Origin of the sequence: Streptomyces sp. NBC_00019, assembly GCF_045041015.1 — a bacterium.
Lineage (GTDB): Bacteria > Actinomycetota > Actinomycetes > Streptomycetales > Streptomycetaceae > Streptomyces.
This window is the reverse complement of record NZ_CP108302.1, coordinates 8849767-8867490: the sequence shown is the minus strand read 5'-3', so window position 1 is coordinate 8867490 and position 17724 is coordinate 8849767. Positions and strand designations below refer to the sequence as shown.

Sequence of the window (17724 nt, the reverse complement as noted above, 5' to 3'; positions counted from 1 at the left end):
TGGGTGTGGGTCATATGCGGCTCCGTGGCGTCGGGTGCGGGGATCACATGTGGGCGCCGTGGCTCGGCGCGGGTGCCGGAGCGTGGGCGATGAGGTGCCGTACGAGGGTCAGCAGGGTCTGGACGCCGGAGCTGGAGATCCGGGCGTCGCAGCGGACGATGGGGATCTCCGGGGCCAGGTCGATGGCGGCGCGGACCTCCTCGGGGTCGTAGCGGTAGGAGCCGTCGAACTCGTTGATCGCGACGATGAAGCCGAGACCGCGTTGTTCGAAGAAGTCGACGGCGGCGAAGCAGTCCTCCAGCCTGCGGGTGTCGGCGAGGATGACCGCGCCGAGCGCACCCTCGGAGAGTTCGTCCCACATGAACCAGAACCGCTCCTGCCCGGGCGTGCCGAAGAGGTACAGCACATGTTCCGGATCGAGGGTGATACGGCCGAAGTCCATGGCCACGGTCGTCTCGACCTTGTTCTCGACCCCTTCGAGGTTGTCGGTCGCGGCGCTGACCGTGGTGAGCAGTTCCTCGGTGCTGAGCGGCGCGATCTCGCTGACCGCGCCCACGAAGGTCGTCTTGCCTACTCCGAACCCTCCCGCCACCAGGATCTTGAGTGCGGTGGGGAAGGGGTCAGAGCTGTCGTCGTAGTCCATCGAGCACTGCCTCCAGAAGGGCCCGGTCAGTCGGGTTGTGGGTGAACTCGGGGGGCTTGGTGGTGAGCGCCCCGCAGTCGACGAGGTCCGACAGCAGCACCTTGGTGACGACCGCCGGCAGCTTCAGATGGGCGGCGACCTCGGCGACCGAGACGGGCGCACGGCACAGGTCGAGTGCCTGGGTGTGTTCGAGGCCGAGATACCCGAGGGGGGTGGCTCCGGTGACCATCACCTGTGACAGCAGGTCGAGCGCGATGGTGGGCCTGGTGCGGCCGTTGCTGACCGTGAAGGGGCGCACCAGGCGTCCGGCCGCGTCGTCGAGCCAGGGCCCGTCACCGGCCGCCGCCACGCTCAAGGCCTCATCGCCGTCGGTTCGCCTGCGTGCTGCCGGGGTGCGGTCACCAGATAGGGGCGCACGCTCTTGACCAGCATCGCCATCTCGTAGCCGAGGACGGCGGCGTCGGCGTCGCGCCCTGCGAGCACCGCGAGACAGGTGCCGGAGCCCGCGGTGGTCACGAACAGCAGGGTCGAGTCCAGTTCGACGACCACCTGGCGGACGTCTCCGCCGTCCCCGAAGCGGACTCCGGCGCTGCGGCCGAGGGAGTACAGGCCGGAGGCCAGGGCGGCCATGTGGTCGGCGCTGTCGGTGTCGAGACCGTGGACCGACTTCACGAGCCCGTCGCAGGACAGGAGCACCGCGCTGGTGGTGTGCGGCACACGCTGCACGAGGCCGCTCATCAGCCAGTCGAGATCGGATACATGGCCGGTCGGCGCTTCGCTCGCCATGGTGGATCGACTCCTTGAGGTACGAAGGTCTGCGGGAGCGCTGGGGGGTGGGGTGGAAACGGGGGTGGTCATCCGGCTGTTGCGCTCCCGTCGTGCCGGGTGGGGGTGTGGTCGGGGCGGGCCGCGGACCCGCCGTCGTGCGCGCCGCGCACCTCGGCTATCCGGCCCGGGTCCATGGCGGGGACGTCCTGGGGCGACGCGTCCCGGTGGGGGGTGTCCGGGTGCGTGAGGTCCAGGGGGGCCGGGGCGGGGTGCGGTACGCCGGGGTACATGGACCCCGTCCGGTCCGTGTCGAAGCGCACGGCCTCCATGTGCGGGGCCTCGAGGTGGCCCGCGTCCGGGTGGGGCGCCCCCGCGTGCTCGGCCTCCAGGTGCTGCTGCGCCTCGGCGAGGCCGATGCCGCGCTGGAAGGCCGCCATGAGACCCGGGTCGTGACCGGCGAGGTGGTCCGTCTCGGGACGCGGTGCCGCCGGGCCGTCGCGCAGCTGGGGTGCGATGTGTTCCTGGGCGCGGCGGCGGGGCAGTTGGGGCTTGCCCATGGTGCCGCGCACGGCGCCGGTGCGCGGGGTGGGCGGCCCGACGGTGCGGTCGGCGACGCGGTGCCGGTCGTCGGGGCGGATGCCGGGGATGGCCTCCGCCGGGGTGGGCCGCTCCCGGTGGTTGCCGCGCACGGGCAGCGGTACCGCGGCGCCGGTGTCGGGCGCCGGGGCGGCGGCTCGCGGGGCGTCCGGCTGCCGGCGGGGCGCGAAGGGTACGACGCGCTGCGGCCCGGTTTCGGCGACGGCGCCGACACCGCCGTCAACACCGGCTCCGGCTCCGGCTCCGGCTCCGGTGTACGGATACTGCTGCGGCGGTACGGAGATCCCCGTTCTGTCCGTCGCACTCTGCGGCGGCACGGGCGGAGCCGGCACGCCCGGATCCGGCGCTCCGGTCCCGCCCGGTGACCGCGGCATGGCACCCGGGGCGTCCGGGTCCCCGCCCAACAGCCCTTGCGGTACGACGAGTACGGCCTGTACTCCGCCGTAGATGTTGGTCTGGAGCCGCACGTTGATGCCGTGCCGCCGGGCGAGCTGCGAGACCACGAACAGGCCGATGCGGCCGTCCGCCAGCAGGCTGCCCACGTTGACCTGGTCGGGGTCGGCGAGCAGGGCGTTCATCTTGTTCTGCTCGCCGACGGGCATACCCAGCCCGCGGTCCTCGACCTCGATGGCGAGCCCGGAGGTGACGAGGTTGGCCCGCAGCAGGACCTGGGTGTGCGGCGCGGAGAACACCGTCGCGTTCTCGACCAGTTCGGCGAGCAGGTGGATGACGTCGGCGACGGCGTGCCCGCGCAGGGTTCCGTCGATGGGCGGCACGAGCTTGACCCGGGAGTACTGCTCGACCTCGGCGATGGCGGAGCGCAGCACCTCGGTCATGGAGACGGGGTGGCTCCACTGCCGGCGGGAGACGGCGCCGCCGAGCACGGCGAGGTTCTCGGCGTGCCGCCGGATGCGGGTGGCGAGGTGGTCGACGTGGAAGAGGCCCTTGAGCAGGTCGGGGTCCTCGATCTCGTTCTCCAGCTCGTCGAGGATGGAGATCTCGCGGTGCACCAGTGACTGGAGGCGTCGGGCGAGGTTGAGGAAGACCTCGAGTTTCTGCTCGCTGCCCGCCTGGCTGGAGAGTTGGGACGCGTGGACCACCGCGGTGACGGCGCCGTCGTGGGCGCGGGCCAGATCGGCGGCGAGCAGTTCGAAGTCGTCGGCGTCCTCGGGGGGACCGCCGCGCGGCTTGCGCTGGGGCGGTCCGTCGCCGCGGCGCAGCGCCTCGACGAGGGCCCGCAGATCGGCCTCGCCGCGCGCGCTGGTGCGGCGCAGGGCGCCGATGCGGTCGCTGACCGCCCTGGCGGCGCGGTCGGCGGCCACGGCGGCGATGAGAATGCCCGCGAGGGCGACCGAGAAGGCGCCGGCGAGTACACCCCACAGGGTGAGACCGGGTTGTGCGCCGGTGGAACGGACCGTGAAGAGGACGGCTGCCGAGCCGCTGAGGGCGACCGCGATGGGCGGCAGCACGGCGAGCCGCAGCAGCTGTGGCCGTATGTGCGTCTCGGGCAGCGCGGGTGCGGGCCGGGCGACCGGCCTTCCGTGCCGGCCTCCTTCGCGGCGGTCTGCGCGTGTCGCCGGTGCGCGGAGCTGAGCCATCGGTGTCCTCGTACTGGTGGTCCGTCGGGCCTGGTCGCCGGGCGGGCTCGGATGCCCGCGGGCGGGTTCCCGTGGCCCGGTGCGCGCTCCCGCCGGTTCCCCGGTGCGCTCGCTGCGGGCGGAGCGCACTCCGACGCGGTCGTCGGTCACCGGCTTCCCCCGGTGCCCGGTTGCGGTCGAGCTGGGGGGATCCCCATCGCGTCGACTCCCTCCTCCGGCTCGCGGCTGCACGTACCAGACCCCGCTCCCTGATCCGGTCTGATTCCCATGGCGCCCCCGGCGGGGTGCGCGCCATCGCGGCGTCGGTCGAGAGCGCCGAAAAAGCGGCCCTGCGTCGCCCGACGGACACTCACAGTAGTCGGCAAGGCATCAGGTGCGGTGGGCAGTTGACAAACTCGTACGGAGAGCGTCCCGCTCTGGTATGAGGCTTCGTACGACAGCCCGATAAGCCCCTCGGGCGTCCGTTCCTGAACGAGCGGACTTCGATCGAACCTGGTCAGAAGCGGTCACGACGAAACGGCGAGGGCCGGAGAGCATGACGCTCTCCGGCCCTCGCCGTCAGCCGTTGTTCGGCCCGGGATCAGACGGCGGGCACGGTTTCGGGCTCGCCGGTGCCCTCGGGCGCGGCACCGGGAATGTCACGGGCCGTGTCGGTCGCCGGGCCCGACTCGGTGCGCACCCCGTCCGCGGGCCATCCACCCGCCGGCTCCGACGCGACACCTCGCCACCACGGATCGCCCGGCACGGTCTCGGCGGTGGGCTCGAAGGGCTCGCCCGGCCGGGGCACGGCGACCCGGGCCCCTTCCCTGCGGGCGGCCGCGAGCGTGCCCTCCCCCGGGTCCGCCCACGCGTGCGTGGCCAGGTTGAAGGTCGCCCAGTGGATCGGCAGCATCGGTCCGGCCGACGGTCCGCCCTGGAGGTCGAGGTGGGCGCGCATGCCCTCCTCGGGTGTCATGTGGATGTCGGGCCAGAAGTCGCTGTACGCGCCGATCTGGATCATCGTGGCGTCGAACGGGCCGTGCTCGGCGCCGATGTCCTTGAAGCCCTCGAAGTAGCCGGTGTCGCCGCTGTGGAAGACCCGGTGCTCCTCGCCGGCGACGACCCAGGAGGCCCAGAGGGTGTGCTGGGTGTTGCGCAGACCGCGGCCGCAGAAGTGGCGGGCCGGGGTGGCGGTCAGGGTGAGGCCGCCGACCTTGGTCGCCTCGTGCCAGTCCAGCTCGCGCAGCCGGTCGGCGGAGACGCCCCAGTGCTCCAGGTGGGCGCCGACGCCGAGCGGCACCGCGAAGAGGGTGTCGGTGCCGGCCAGCGCCTTGATGGAGGGCATGTCCAGGTGGTCGTAGTGGTCGTGCGAGATGACGACCACGTCGACCGGGCCGAGCGCGGCCAGCGGCAGAGGGACCGGGTGCAGGCGCTTGGGCCCTGCGAAGGGGAACGGGGAGCAGCGCTCGCCCCACACCGGGTCGAAGAGCACCCGCTGCCCGTCGATCTCCGCGAGCACGCTGGAGTGCCCCATCCAGGTGAGCCGCAGTCCGGTGGCCGGCGGCCGGGCGATGTCGGCGAGGGTGGTGGGGTGCACGGGGATCCGGCCCCCGGGGGCGCGGCGGGGCCGCTCGTCCTTGTCGAAGAAGACCTTCGCGAACTCCACCGTCGAGCCGGAGGGCCGGGTGCGGGCGAAGCCGCCCGGGTTCTGGAAGACCCCGTCCTTGAAGTGCGGGGATCTACGGATGCGCGCGAGGCGCTCACCGCTCGGGTCCACGCCGAAGGCCGCGGGCTGCAGCGCGCGGAGCCCGGAGCTCAGGGAACGGAAACCGGACACGGTACCTCCAGGTGGAGTCGGTGAGGCACTCCATTATGGTCGGCCTCTCCGACAAACCAGGATCGCCCTGGTCACGCCCGCGTGAACTCCACCTCGGAAGCGCCCCACGCCGTGACGTCCACCTCGTCGCCGACCGCCATCTTGCCCTGCCGCAGCACGGAGACCTTCACGCCGAACACGGTGCCGACGGCGGCGCGGCGGTAGCCGGCCAGGGTGCGGATGGGTTCCGGGCCGCCCTTGGCGCCGCGCTCCTGGTCGACCAGGGTGACGGCACAGCGGACGGCGGGCTTCGCGTAGGCGAGCTCGGTGTCGCCGATCAGCATGCGGTGGGCGCGGTCCTCGGTGTGCGGGGTGTCCCAGCCGTCGACCACGATGTTGGGGCGGAAGCGGTTCATCGACAGGGGTTCCCCGCCACGCTCGGCGATCTTCTCGTTGAGCAGGTCGAGGCTGGAGCGCGACAGCACGTGCAGCGCGCCGCTGTCCGCCCAGCCGGCGGTGCCCGGCGTTCTGCCGTCGGTCACCCGGTCGTGCTCCGGCGGTACCCGGACGAGCCTGCTCGGGACGCCGAGCACGTCGGTGAGCCACCGCGCCACGGAGTCACCCTGGTCGATGCCCCGGAACGGCTTCCCGAACAGTTCGACGGGCCGGCGCTCTCCGGTGGTGTCGACGTCGGCGGCCACCTCGCCATGGTCCGGCGCGCGCAGCGTGAGCCGCTCGCCCGCGGCGTCGATACCGGGCAGGATCAGCGCGAGCCGCGGGTCGCGCCGCTGGGACCGGAACACCCCGTCGTCGCTCACGACCATGAAGGCGCGGTCGTGGGCGAGCCCGGCCGGCGTCACCATCGCCTCGCTCGCCGAGATCCCGGCGCATCCCTTGACCGGGTAGTACGACAACTCGACGACGTTCGCCACGTCCCCGCCCCCATCCGACCGACCAGTACGTTCCCAAAGGGAACCTAACAGCCCAGGCTCCGGACCCGTCAACCGGTTTCCCCTCGCATTGACAGCGCCCGGATCGCCTCCCAATACTGACCCACCATTCAGCAATCGACCAGGAGAAGCCCTCATGACCACCCCCCTGCTGTCGCTCACCTGGACCGACCACGTCACCGGCCGCCAGGGCTTCCTGGTCGTCGACCGGCTGGTGCGCGGCGTGTCCAGCGGCGGGCTGCGCATGCGCGAGGGCTGCACCCTGGACGAGGTCACCGGACTGGCCCGCGGCATGACCATGAAGGAAGCGCTGCACTACGACCCCGAGGGCCGCTACATCCCCCTGGGCGGCGCGAAGGGCGGCATCGCCTGCGATCCCCGGGAGCCGGATTCGTACGGGATCCTCGTGCGTTTCCTGCGCGCGATGCGACCGTACGTCGAGAGTTTCTGGACCACCGGCGAGGACCTCGGCCTCACCCAGGACCTCGTGGACCGGGCGGCGACCGAGGCGGGGCTCGTCTCCTCGATCCAGGCCGTGTACCCGCTGCTCGACGACGAGACGGCGGCCCGGCGACGGCTCGCGGAGGCGTTCGCGGTCGAGGTGGACGGCATCGGCCTCGACGAACTGGCGGGCGGCTGCGGGGTCGCGGAGTCGGTGCTCGCCGCCCTGGACCGGGCCGGGGTGCCGTACGTGGGGACGCGGGTCGCCTTGCAGGGGCTCGGCACGATGGGCGGAGCCACGGCACGGTTCCTCGCACGCGCGGGACTCGACGTCGTGGCCGTCGCCGACATCAAGGGCACGATCGCCAACCCCGCCGGCCTCGACGTCGAGGCGCTGCTCGCCGCGCGGGACACCTACGGCACCGTGGACCGGGCCGTACTGCGCCCCGGCGACCGTGAACTGCCGGGCGACGCCTGGCTGTCCGCCGACGCGGAGGTGCTGGTGCCCGCGGCGGTGTCGTACGCGATCGACGCCTCCAACCAGGGGCGGATCACCGCCCGCTGGATCGTCGAGGCCGCGAACATGCCCGTCCTGCCCGCGGCGGAGGCGCTGCTGGCCGCGCGGGGCGTCACCGTGCTGCCCGACGTGGTCGTGAACTCCGGGACGAACGCCTGGTGGTGGTGGACCCTGTTCGGCGACATCGGCGCCGACGCGGAGGAGGCGTTCGCGCACACCCGTCGCGCCATGCGGGCTCTCGTCGAGCTGATGCTGGCCCGCGCGGAGGCCGACGGGACGTCACCGCGCGCCGCCGCACACGCGATCGTCGCGGACCGGCTGCCGGTGATAGCGGAACGGTTCGGGTGGTACCGGTGACAGCGGCCCCTCGGCTGCCCGAGGGCCGCCCTGGATAGGGTGGCCGCGTGGCGAGAGTGCGGTTGAGCGTGGCCGAGCGACGCGAGGAGTTGCTGCGGGCCGCCGTCGAGCAGATCGAGGCGCGGGGCGTGGCGGCGGTCAGGATCGCCGACGTGGCCTCGGTGCTCGGGGTCAGCAACGCGCTGGTGCTGTACCACTTCTCGACGAAGGAGAAGCTCGTCGCCGCCGCGTTCCGGCACGCCGCGGAGGACGACCTCGCACAGCTGCGCAAGCTGCTCGGCCGCCGCACGACCGCGCTGCGCCGACTGCGGTCCGCCGTGCGCTGGTACGCCCCGACCGGCCAGGCCAAGGGCTGGCGGCTGTGGATCGAGGGCTGGGCGGCGGCGCTGCGCGAGCCCGCTCTGCAGGAGGTCACCCGGGACCTCGACAGACGGTGGAAGGCGGCGATCGCCGAGGTCGTCAGGGAGGGCATGACCGCGGGCGAGTTCCACTGCCCCGACCCGGACGGCACGGCCCTGCGCCTCACCGCCCTGCTCGACGGTCTCGCCGTACAGCTGACGTCCTACCCGGGAGCCGTGTCCCGGTCCCGCGCGCAGGAGTGGGTGGACGAGGCCCTGGCTCGGGAACTCGGCCTGGGAGCCGGGACGTTGAGCGCACAGGAGCGCTGAGGGGGCCGCACCGGCCCTGTGCATGGAGCGGCGCTCCGCAGAGCCGGATCCGACCTCGTCCACAGAGAGGGCCCCGCCCGTGGTCTCACCGACTGCCTCACCTCCCCTGCCCGGCACGACGAGGGTGCTGTCCGTCGGACTGCACCCGCGGGTGCTCGACTACAGCCGGATGCCCGAAGGTGTCGACGAGGTGGCCTTCACCGCCCGGATCGAGGCGGCGCACACGGCGCTGCGCGAGGCGGGGTTCGATGTGGTCGCCTGTCTGATCGACACCGATCCGGACCGCTCCGAGGCGGCCGTCCGGGAACAGCTGCGAGCGGATGCGTTCGGCTTGGCGATGATCGGAGGCGGCGTACGGATGATGCCGGAGAACACCGTGCTGTTCGAACGACTGGTCAACGTACTCACCGAGGAGGCTCCCGGGATCCGGTTGTGCTTCAACTCGTCGCCGGAGACCACGGTCGAGGCGCTGCGGCGGTGGATCCGGACGTAGCCGCCCCGGGTCCCTCGGCACACGGGCGGTTCCTCAGTCGAGTTCGTACACCGCCGTGACCGAGGCCGTCGCCCTGATCTCCCCCGGGGCGAGCGGTACCGCGCCGATGCCTGCGCCCGGCGCGTCCCCGGAGACCGGTGGCATCGGGAGGACGTACCCGGTGCCGCCCTCGCTGAGCGAGACGAGGCGGCCGAGGCGGTGGCCGCCGAGCTCGGCGTACTGCGCGGCCTTGGCGTGGGCGTCCTGGTACGCGGCTTTGCGGGCGCGGTCCTGGAGCGGGCGGCGGTCGTCGAGGTCGAAGACGACGGAGTCGATGCGGCCGGCGTCGCCCGTGGCCTCGGTGACGGCCGTGATCAGGGCGCCGGTGGCAGCCACCTTGCGCACCTTGATCGAGAAGGACTGCGCGGCCCGGTAGCCCGTCAGCGTCGACGCGCCGTCCTGGTAGTCGTGGACGGGGCTGAGGGAGACGTTCTCGGTACGGATGTCCCGGTCGGCGATCCCCTGCGTACGCACCGCCTTCAGCAGTGCGGCGGCCGCCTCGTTCTGCGCGTTCAGCGCGGCCCGGGTGGTCTTGGCGGTGGCCTCCACCCCGGCGCCGATCACCGCGATGTCGGGCTTTCCGACGGCGCTGCCCTCGCCCGTCACGGTGATGGTGGCGGGCGCCGACGTGACGTGCGCCGCGGGGACGGCACCGCCCGCGGCCGCTGCCCCGGGTGCGGCGACGGCGGGCAGGCCCAGGGCCAGGAGGATGACGGCGATCGCCGTGACGGTCGTACGGGGAACGGGCATGCGCGTCCGGTCCTTCCGGGAGTCGGGTGACGGTGTGCCGTCATCCCAACACCGGCCCCAGGACCGGACCGCGCACCACTCCCGCGCGGTCACCTCACTGGTCGAGCAGCCGCCGCGCAGCCCGTACAGCCGTCACGCCACCGAGGCGATCCGCATCTTGATGTCGTCCGGCGACAGCGCGCCCTTGGCCGTCACATGGTCGCCCGAGGACTCGCCGCGCAACCGCCGCCCGATCCACGGCACCAGGTACTCGCGCGCCCAGTGCACATCGTCGCGCCGTACGTCGAGCGTGCCGCGCGGCGGCAGCGGAGGCCACGGCTGGTCGGGGTCGGCCGGGACCTCCAGGCCGAGCACCTGACCGGCGCGCAGCGCCACGCGCGTGTGCCCGTCGGCGGAGAGGTGGAGCCGGTCGCCGTCCCAGGCCCTGCGGTCCTGGATGGTCTTCAGGGACCACAGGTCGAGGACGGGACAGCCGTAGCGGTCGGCGACCGCCCGCACATGTCCGTTGTACGTGGCGATCTTGCCGCGCAGGTGCTTGAGCACGGGCACACCACGGGTGTCGAAGCCGGTCGTCACGATCACGGTGCCGCACGTCTCGGTGAGCCGGGCGATCGCCCGCTCGAAGCGCTCGGCGACCTCGTCGGGGTCGGTTCCTGGTCGGAGGATGTCATTGCCGCCGGCGCAGAAGGAGACCAGATCCGGGCCGATGTCCACGGCCTTGGGCAGCTGGTCCTCCACGATCTGGTCGAGCAGCTTGCCGCGAACGGCGAGGTTGGCGTACGTGAAGGCGCCCTCGGGCCGCCGGTCCGCGAGAAGTACCGCGAACCGGTCGGCCCAGCCTACGAACGCCCCGTCGGGGCCGGGATCGCCGACGCCCTCGGTGAAGCTGTCCCCCACCGCAACGTACGACCCGATCACTCTTCTGCTGTCACTCTTCGAATCGTCTGCCACACCCGGCATGATTCACCTTCGAATGTGACCTACGCGACCGTAAGGAAGGGTTGACGGGCGGTGAGATAAGCCACTCCTAAAGTGTTGGCCAAGCCTGGAATACCTCTCCGATCAGCGATGTTGAGGGCTCAGCCGCCACACTCGGAAGTCGTTCAGACGGAAGTGGCTCCACGTCGTCCGGAAGGCGAAGTGCCCACTCGTGTACGGCTCGGGGTCGGTGTAGTCGAAGACGAGCCGCCCGTTGTTCCACCACCGCTGGGTGGAGCCGTCGGAGACGATCCGGACCCGGTGGGGCTCGTTCGCCACGAGCAGCGGCTCCGTGTAGTCGTAGATCAGCGGACGGACGCCGGCCTCACCGACGTACCGCCGCAGCCGGGTCGTGGTGTTGGTGTTGGCGCCGTAGCCGACGTAGTACGTCCTGAGGTAGTCGTACTCGGCCAGCGCCCCGCCCCGCTGGGTGGCGAAGAGGTCCTCGGGGGAACGGACGTCGACCGCGTTCCAGAAGTTGTTGAGGTCGGAGACCCGGTCGTTGACGCCGCCCTCGGACACGGGCGTGGCCGTGTACTCGATGACGTAGGGGCCTTCGAGCCGCTTCTTGAACCAGATCGTCGCGCCGGCCGGTACGTCGACCTCCAGGGTGCCTCGGGAGGCGGTGACGGTGCCGCCCTTCTCCAGCTCCACGGCCCATCGGCCGAGGCCGTGGCGGAAGTCGTCGTGGGCGATGAGGCGACCGCGGCGGTGCGAGGAGTGAGCACTGGCGGTCGTGGCGGGGGCGAGGACGGCCAGGGCGGCGCCCGCCGCCAGGGTTCCGAAGGCTCTACGCGTGGTCGTCACTTCGGACGGCTCCTTCCGGGAGGGTGATCGAGGGCTTCGGCACACGACGGGTCTCGGTGCCGAGGTAGTAGTCGGTGTACGTCGACTGCAGATAGCCGCGCACGGTCCAGCCGAGGCGGTACTCGGCGTTCTGTGCGAGCGTGTAGATGCGTGTCCTCGTCGGCTCGGTGGTGGTGTAGAGCCGCAGCGCGGTGTGGTCGGCGGTCTCGGCGAGGATCTCCTCGCGCCAGTCGCCCAGGATGTCGCCGTAGAACGGGGTGGCGTTGCGGGCGCCGGAGACGACACCGGACGGCTCGAAGATCTTCGAGGTGGTCTCGGTCGCCGGGTCCCACTTCTCCACGTGCGTGAAATTCGCGGCGTTCGGGCCCTGTCGCTCCCACTCGGTGAGCCAGGCCGCCGAGATGCCGCCCCAGTCGGTGCCGAAGCCGACCGAGAGCGCGTGCCGGTCGCCGGGCGTGCAACCGTCGGTGCGGACCTTGCGCTGCGGGTCGACCTCCAGGAACGTCCGCTCCACGTCGACGAGTTCGCTCAGCAGATCGCCGGTGCGCTCGTCACCGGTGAGGAAGTAGCAGAAGCGGCGGTTGGCGGCCGTGGAGATACGGACCTGCTTGGCGCTGTCCGCCCAATGCTGCACGCCGTGCCGGGTGCCGAGGCCCGCCCACTTGCCGAGGTGGTAGACATCGACCTCGCCGGTGTGCCGGGTCATGGCCTCCGCGAACCGGAAGACCTCGGCGGAGCCGGTGCGCAGGAAGTGGTACCAGAGCCACAGGTCGGTGCCCAACTCCGAGTTGTCCCAGGCGAATCCGCCGATGTCGTAACGCCAGACGTGCCGGTCGTTGTCGTAGGTGTGCTGGACGTCGCCGTAGTCCAGGAAGCCGTACCAGCGGTGCTGCTCGCGTTGGCCGACGTAGTAGGCGAACAGCTCGTCGAGGCGATCCTCGACGACCGTCCGAGCCTTGCCGGAACGGTCGACGGGCGCCCAGTCCCCGAACACCCCGGCCGCGTACAGCCGTTGAGGCGTGGCGGTGAGAAGCGGCGGCGTCGCGGTGGCGGCGGCCTGCGCGGCGAGCACACCGGCCGACGGCGTCTTCTCCACGGCCCAGAAAATCAGTTCACTGGTCCGTGCGATGCCGTACGGCGTACCGAAGCCGGGCTCGTAGTCCTCGTAGGTGATCTCCAGACCGCCGTCGGACTGCTTCTCGTACGTGTCCTGCCCCAGCCCGTCGTGGTAGAAGCGCAGGTCGAGCGGGAGCGCCTCGGGCGAGTACAGCCATACGGTGGCCTCGGCGGCGTCCCCCGCAGCCCCGCGTACGTCGAGCTGGGCCGGGTGGCGCTGCCAGAAGTCCCTGAGGCCGAAGGAGAGTCCGCCGCTCGCGCCACCGACGTAGCCGAAGCCGCCGGCGCGCCGCCCGGCGGCCGCGTGGATCCAGCCGTAACCCGCCTTGGTGCGCTTGCGGACGGTGTAGCCGTCGGCGTTGGGCTGGGTGAGTGTGTAGTCGCCCCAGGTCGGGATGTAGGCGAGGCGGCTGGAGACGCGGGTGTCCCAGGTGGCGGTGTCGGGCAGCTTCTCCCCGGCGATCTGGGCGCCGCGGACCGCCGCGCCCGGGTCGCGTCGCAGCCCCGTGATGCCCTGGACGGCCTCGCCGAACAGTCCGCCGTCGGAGTCGGCGAACCGTATGTGCCGGTCGTAGGGCTGATCGCCGAGCGGCACGGTGAAGCGGACACCGAGGCCGCGCAGGAAGTCGCCCTGGTCGGAGCCGGGCTTCTGCTCGCCGTCCCAGACGAAGGTGTGCACGAGGCGGAAGGAGTCCGCGCCGGCGAAGAAGGGGAAGCGCAGGGTGTACGGCAGCCAGTTCCGGCCGCCCTTGCGGTGCCGGCCCTCGACGCGGACGACGGCCCGGACCGGACCGTCCTGCTCGATCTCGACCTTCTCGACCCGGCCGGCGAAGCTCTCGACGTCGGCGCCCTCTCGCACGGACTCCTGTCGCAGGGCAACCAGCTTCCCGTCCCGCGCGATCTCGGCCGACCCGCGCCGCACGCTGCGGACGACGGTGTCGGAGCCCTTGGCGCCGAACACGGCTGTGATCACACCGGTCGACACCTCGACCCGGCCGCCGGACCGGGTGACGGTGACCTTCCGCTCGGGGGCCGCCGGGCTGCCCGCCGCGAGCCTGTACGCGGAGGCCTTCGGGGCGCCGGGCGCGATCGCGTGCGCGGTCCACTTCACCGAGCCGTCGGGCCAGTGGCCGGTGACCCAGCTCTGGACGGGGACGTCGTCGCCGGCGGCGGTGGTGGTCAGCCGGAACATCTGCTCCGGCCGGTACGCCCCGCGGGCCCACGGCACGCCCCAGGTGGTGCCGGCGTGGGCGTCGGGCGTCGCGCCCTCCAGCCAGCGGAGTTCGGTGTCGTCCGCGTCGGCCGCGGTGGCGGTGTGGGACAGGGCCCAGGAGAACTGGGCCGCGGCGGCCGCGGCTGCGGCGCCCTTGATGACGGCGCGTCGGTCGACGCCGGGCACGGGGACCTCCGGATGATGCGAATAGAAAGCGCTTGCATCGCTACGGAGATCACTGTGTCCCCACCTTCCCCTCACTGTCGACGCTTTGGACAGCCGTGCCACAAGAACGCAATAAAGTGATCATGAGCCCGCAAGAGCGAACACCGAAGGCCGGACCCGGGGATCGGGATCCGGCCTTCGGTGGCACAGGGGGAGGGCGTCAGCTGACGGAGACGCCCTTCGCGCGGAGGTAGGCGAGCGGGTCCACGTCCGAGCCGTAGTCCGGCGTGGTGCGGATCTCGAAGTGGAGGTGCGGGCCGGTCACGTTGCCGGTCGCGCCGGAGAGGCCGACCTGCTGACCCTCGGTGACGGTCTGGCCGGACGAGACCGAGAGCGAGGAGAGATGGGCGTACTGGGCGTAGTAGCCGTCGGCGAGCTTGATGACGACCTGGTTGCCGTACGCGCCACCCCAGCCGGCGGAGACGACCGTGCCCGCGCCCACGGCCTTGAGCGAGGTACCGGTCGGGACGACGAAGTCGACGCCCGTGTGGTAGCCGCTGGACCACATGCTGCCGGACATCCGGTACGGGGTACCGACGGTGGCGCCGGCCACGGGGAGGGTGAAGCCGCTGGAGCTGGTCGTCTCGCTGCTCTGCGTCACGGTCGTCGTGTTCGACGAGGAGGACTTGGAGGATTCGGAGGAGGCGGACGAAGAGGACTTCTGGGTCTCCGCCGACTTCTGCGTCCCCGCGGACTTCTCCGTGCTCGCCGCGGCCTTCTTGCCGAGGGTGAGCTTCAGACCCGGGTGGATCAGCGCCGGGTCGGAACCGACGGCCTCGCGGTTGTCCGAGTAGAGCTTCTGCCAGCCACCGCTGACATTCTGCTCGTCGGCGATCTTCGAGAGGTAGTCACCGGACCGCACCGAATAGGTGCGCACGGTCGCGGTGTTCGCGGCGCTCTTCTTCTCCGCGGTCTTCTTCTCGGTGGCCGTCTTCTCGGCGACCGGAAGGGACTGGACGGCCTTCTCCGAAACAGACTGCGGGGTGGCCGCGTGGGCGCCTGCGGCGCCCATCAGCGGGAGGGCGAGTGCGGCGCCACCGGTGCCGGCGACGGCGATCGAACGGGTCAGGCGCTGGGCCTTCGGACGGCGGTGCTTACCCTTCGCGGGCATGGCGAATTCCTCTCCGGCGCCTGCGAGGTGAGCTGTCGGGTTCGGGCTGGAGATGCCCGGCCGCACCGAAGTGCGACTTAACCCCTAGCCGTTCCGGAGACCGGAACAGGCGGTTGTACCTGTGGGTCCCCCGCTCCTGCCGTTCACGGGTGAGTTGTGCGGTCCCCGGGCGGCGGCAGGATTGGGCGTCCGTCCGGATTGATGGCGAACGTAAGCGAGCAAGACGCAAAGGGACAAGTGAGAGGTTCCAGGTGAATGCATTCCTCTTGATCCGCTGTGAGAATTACCGGTCACCCTGCGTGAATTGCGCACGCCTCCCGCCATGCAAAACCCCTGGAAAAGAACGGGAATTACGTGAACATGACGGGCGACGCACGGTCACGGATATGACGCTCCTCACGTGGCACTTTCACAGCTTCCCTTATTCCAGAGCGAGTTGGAATGAAGGATGAGGAAGGCGTCAATTTCGGACAGACGACTCAGATGCGACGCAGCCGGAGAACTGCCGCATCCAGGTCGCCGCGCAATCCGACGTGAAGTCCGTGATGCAGCAATACGGCACCCCTGTGAACTTCGCCCGTTTCGAGGCATTCGTACGACGCTGTCGGGTCGAGCCCACGCAGCCGCAGCGCCGGCACGGGCTCGCCGTAGCTCTGCGCCTGGAGCCAGGCGAGCACGACGGTCTCGTCCCCGAGGACGTACTGGACGGCACTGAGCCCGCCCCGCGGCGGTCGCAGCCGGTGGAGGTCACCGCGCTGCACCACGGGCCGGATCTCCTTGTAGAGCTCCACCCACTCATGGGCCTCGGCGAGCTCCTCCTCGCTCCACTGCGTGAGGTCGCCGCCGACGCCGAGCACCCCGGCCATGGCGCTGACGAACCGGAAGCGCAGCGAGCTGACCCGGCCGTTGAGCATGGCGTTCGGGCTGTCGGTCACCCAGGCGGCCATCACGCGCGCGGGGTGGATCTGGCCGAAGCCGTGCTGGATGGCGAGCCGGTCGAGCGGGTCGGTGTTGTCGGAGGTCCACACCTGGTCCGTACGGCCCATGACACCGAGGTCGATACGGCCGCCTCCGCCCGAGCAGGACTCGAACGCGACCCCCGGATGGGCGGCCCGCAGCCGGTCCAACAAGGCGTAGTAGGCGTGCACGTGGTCGACCCAGAGCCGCTGCGGGTAGGGCTCGCCGGGCCAGCCGGCGTCGGTGAAACTGCGGTTGAAGTCCCACTTCACATAGTCGATCGGGGCGCTGGTCAGGAGTGCGTCGAGGTGGCCCCAGAGGTACTCCTGGACGTCCTCGCGCGCGAGGTTCAGTACGAGCTGATTGCGGAATTCCGTCCGCTTTCGTCCCGCTTGGTGCTGAACCCAGTCCGGGTGCGCCCGGTACAGCTCGCTGTCCGGGTTGACCATCTCGGGCTCGACCCAGATGCCGAACTGCATACCGAGCGCGTGGACGTAGTCGGCGAGGGGCTTCAGGCCGCCTGGGAAGCGGTCGCGGTTGGGCGTCCAGTCGCCGAGGCCGGCGCGGTCGCTGGTGCGGGTGCCGAACCAGCCGTCGTCGACCACGAACAGCTCGACGCCGATCGCCGCGGCCCGCCGGGCGAGGGTGCCCTGCTGCTCCTCGGAGATGTCGAACTCGGTGGCCTCCCAGGAGTTGAACAGCACGGGCCGGTCCCGGTCGGCGTCCGGGATGACGTGCGCCCGCTGGTACGCGTGCCAGGCCCGGCTCGCCCCGCCGAAGCCGCCGTCGCTCCACAGTCCGGCGAAGACGGGCGTCGTGAAGGACTCCCCCGCCGCCAGCCGCAGCAGACCCGACTCGTCGTGTCCGACCCCGCCGGTGACCTGCACGCGCGCGTCGGAGAGTTGGGCCACGGCGATGCGCCAGGAGCCCGACCAGCCGAGGGCGCAGCCGTAGACCTCGCCGCGTTCCTCGGTGGCGTCCGTGTCCAGCGCCACCCATGGCAGGTACTGGTGCCCGGTGTGCCCGCGGCGGCTGCCGATGACCTTCTCGCCGTAGGTGAGCGGCGCGCTGGTCAGCCGGGACTCTGCGGCCCAGCGGCCGTGCAGATGGGACAGCCGCCAGTCCTCGCGGTCGGGCAGGGTCCAGGTGGCGGAGTCGGCGCGCAGGAGCTCCACCGTCTCGGGCCCCTGGTTGTCCAGGGTCACCCAGCGCTCCACCACATCGGCGCGCATCCGGTAGTGCAGCGTGATCGCCAGCCCGGCGTCACGGAACCGGAGCCGCAGCTCGTCGCCGTCGGTGTCGCCGGAGGTCTCATGGGACTCGAAGGTCCACTCGGTACCGCGCCGCTCGTCGGTCCGCACCGACAGCGCGGGCCGCACGAAGCGGGGGCCGCCCTCGACGGGGTACTCCTCGCGACCGTCGAGCGGGGACTCGAAGCCGCGTTCGGCGGGCAGGGGGCGGGCGGCGAGTTCCTCGGCGTCGGCGAGCTCGATTCTCGGGCCCCAGTGGAGGTACAACAGGACGTCGTCCCCGGTGAGGTGGACGGCATAACTGCTGGCAGGCCCGGAGAGAAGCCAGGTACGGCCGGTTTCGGAGATCTCCAGCATCAAATCCTCACAGATACAAACAGGTGCGCTCAAGTGCCAACATCATCAATGGCCGCGAGCCCTGGGTGCAACGCCTGTGGACAACTGATTGCCC

General features: G+C 71.4%; 15 protein-coding genes and 1 riboswitch. Of the genes, 3 read left to right on the top strand and 12 right to left on the bottom strand.

Translation table 11 applies throughout. The annotated features are described in order from the left end of the window. Positions 1 to 43 precede the first annotated feature (43 nt). The 6 genes from OHU89_RS41000 to OHU89_RS40975 all read right to left on the bottom strand — a co-directional run bounded on the left by OHU89_RS41000 (position 44) and on the right by OHU89_RS40975 (position 6333). Entirely contained in the window at positions 44 to 643 is a 600-nt protein-coding gene (locus OHU89_RS41000; protein WP_266885475.1) for an ATP/GTP-binding protein, read from the bottom strand. Next, a complete protein-coding gene (locus tag OHU89_RS40995; protein WP_046257444.1) occupies positions 621 to 992 on the bottom strand; it encodes a DUF742 domain-containing protein in 372 nt (123 codons plus the stop codon). The genes OHU89_RS41000 and OHU89_RS40995 overlap by 23 nt, the downstream gene beginning before the upstream one ends. A 2-nt stretch (positions 993 to 994) precedes the next feature. Further along, positions 995 to 1429 carry a roadblock/LC7 domain-containing protein gene (locus OHU89_RS40990; RefSeq protein WP_405650182.1) on the bottom strand — a complete coding sequence of 145 codons (435 nt, stop codon included), beginning with the start codon at positions 1427 to 1429 and terminating at the stop codon, positions 995 to 997. Between the two features lie 68 nt (positions 1430 to 1497). Then, a complete protein-coding gene (locus tag OHU89_RS40985; protein WP_405654871.1) occupies positions 1498 to 3606 on the bottom strand; it encodes a sensor histidine kinase in 2109 nt (702 codons plus the stop codon). Between the two features lie 580 nt (positions 3607 to 4186). Then, positions 4187 to 5422 carry an MBL fold metallo-hydrolase gene (locus tag OHU89_RS40980; protein WP_405650181.1) on the bottom strand — a complete coding sequence of 412 codons (1236 nt, stop codon included), beginning with the start codon at positions 5420 to 5422 and terminating at the stop codon, positions 4187 to 4189. Between the two features lie 71 nt (positions 5423 to 5493). Beyond that, entirely contained in the window at positions 5494 to 6333 is an 840-nt protein-coding gene (locus OHU89_RS40975; RefSeq protein WP_405650179.1) for an MOSC domain-containing protein, read from the bottom strand. Positions 6334 to 6487: 154 nt separating this feature from the next. On the opposite strand from OHU89_RS40975, the gene OHU89_RS40970 reads away from it, so the two are divergent. The 3 genes from OHU89_RS40970 to OHU89_RS40960 all read left to right on the top strand — a co-directional run bounded on the left by OHU89_RS40970 (position 6488) and on the right by OHU89_RS40960 (position 8827). Continuing rightward, complete coding sequence (locus tag OHU89_RS40970; RefSeq protein ID WP_405650177.1) at positions 6488 to 7666, top strand: Glu/Leu/Phe/Val dehydrogenase dimerization domain-containing protein; 1179 nt, start codon at positions 6488 to 6490, stop codon at positions 7664 to 7666. Between the two features lie 47 nt (positions 7667 to 7713). Next, the gene (locus tag OHU89_RS40965) at positions 7714 to 8334 is read left to right on the top strand and encodes a TetR/AcrR family transcriptional regulator (protein WP_266885485.1); all 621 of its coding nucleotides are present in this window, start codon (positions 7714 to 7716) and stop codon (positions 8332 to 8334) included. Positions 8335 to 8413: 79 nt separating this feature from the next. After that, on the top strand, positions 8414 to 8827 hold the full coding sequence (locus OHU89_RS40960; RefSeq protein ID WP_405650175.1) for a hypothetical protein: 414 nt from the start codon (positions 8414 to 8416) through the stop codon (positions 8825 to 8827). 33 nt (positions 8828 to 8860) lie between these two features. Here the strand turns inward: OHU89_RS40960 and OHU89_RS40955 are convergent, their stop codons facing one another. From OHU89_RS40955 to OHU89_RS40930, 6 genes are all read right to left on the bottom strand, one after another. Then, positions 8861 to 9616, bottom strand: coding sequence for an SIMPL domain-containing protein (locus OHU89_RS40955; RefSeq protein ID WP_405650173.1), 756 nt, complete (start codon positions 9614 to 9616; stop codon positions 8861 to 8863). Positions 9617 to 9748: 132 nt separating this feature from the next. Then, on the bottom strand, positions 9749 to 10534 hold the full coding sequence (locus OHU89_RS40950) for an SGNH/GDSL hydrolase family protein (RefSeq protein WP_405654869.1): 786 nt from the start codon (positions 10532 to 10534) through the stop codon (positions 9749 to 9751). Positions 10535 to 10678: 144 nt separating this feature from the next. Further along, the gene (locus OHU89_RS40945; RefSeq protein WP_405650172.1) at positions 10679 to 11401 is read right to left on the bottom strand and encodes a DUF6250 domain-containing protein; all 723 of its coding nucleotides are present in this window, start codon (positions 11399 to 11401) and stop codon (positions 10679 to 10681) included. Further along, complete coding sequence (locus tag OHU89_RS40940) at positions 11385 to 13916, bottom strand: Tat pathway signal sequence domain protein (protein WP_405650171.1); 2532 nt, start codon at positions 13914 to 13916, stop codon at positions 11385 to 11387. Before OHU89_RS40940 ends, OHU89_RS40945 begins: the two co-directional genes overlap by 17 nt. A 199-nt stretch (positions 13917 to 14115) precedes the next feature. Further along, on the bottom strand, positions 14116 to 15066 hold the full coding sequence (locus OHU89_RS40935; protein ID WP_405650170.1) for a peptidoglycan DD-metalloendopeptidase family protein: 951 nt from the start codon (positions 15064 to 15066) through the stop codon (positions 14116 to 14118). 4 nt (positions 15067 to 15070) lie between these two features. Beyond that, positions 15071 to 15228, bottom strand: a riboswitch (cyclic di-AMP (ydaO/yuaA leader). A gap of 317 nt (positions 15229 to 15545) precedes the next feature. Next, entirely contained in the window at positions 15546 to 17630 is a 2085-nt protein-coding gene (locus OHU89_RS40930) for an alpha-galactosidase (protein ID WP_405650168.1), read from the bottom strand. Between the last annotated feature and the right edge of the window lie 94 nt (positions 17631 to 17724).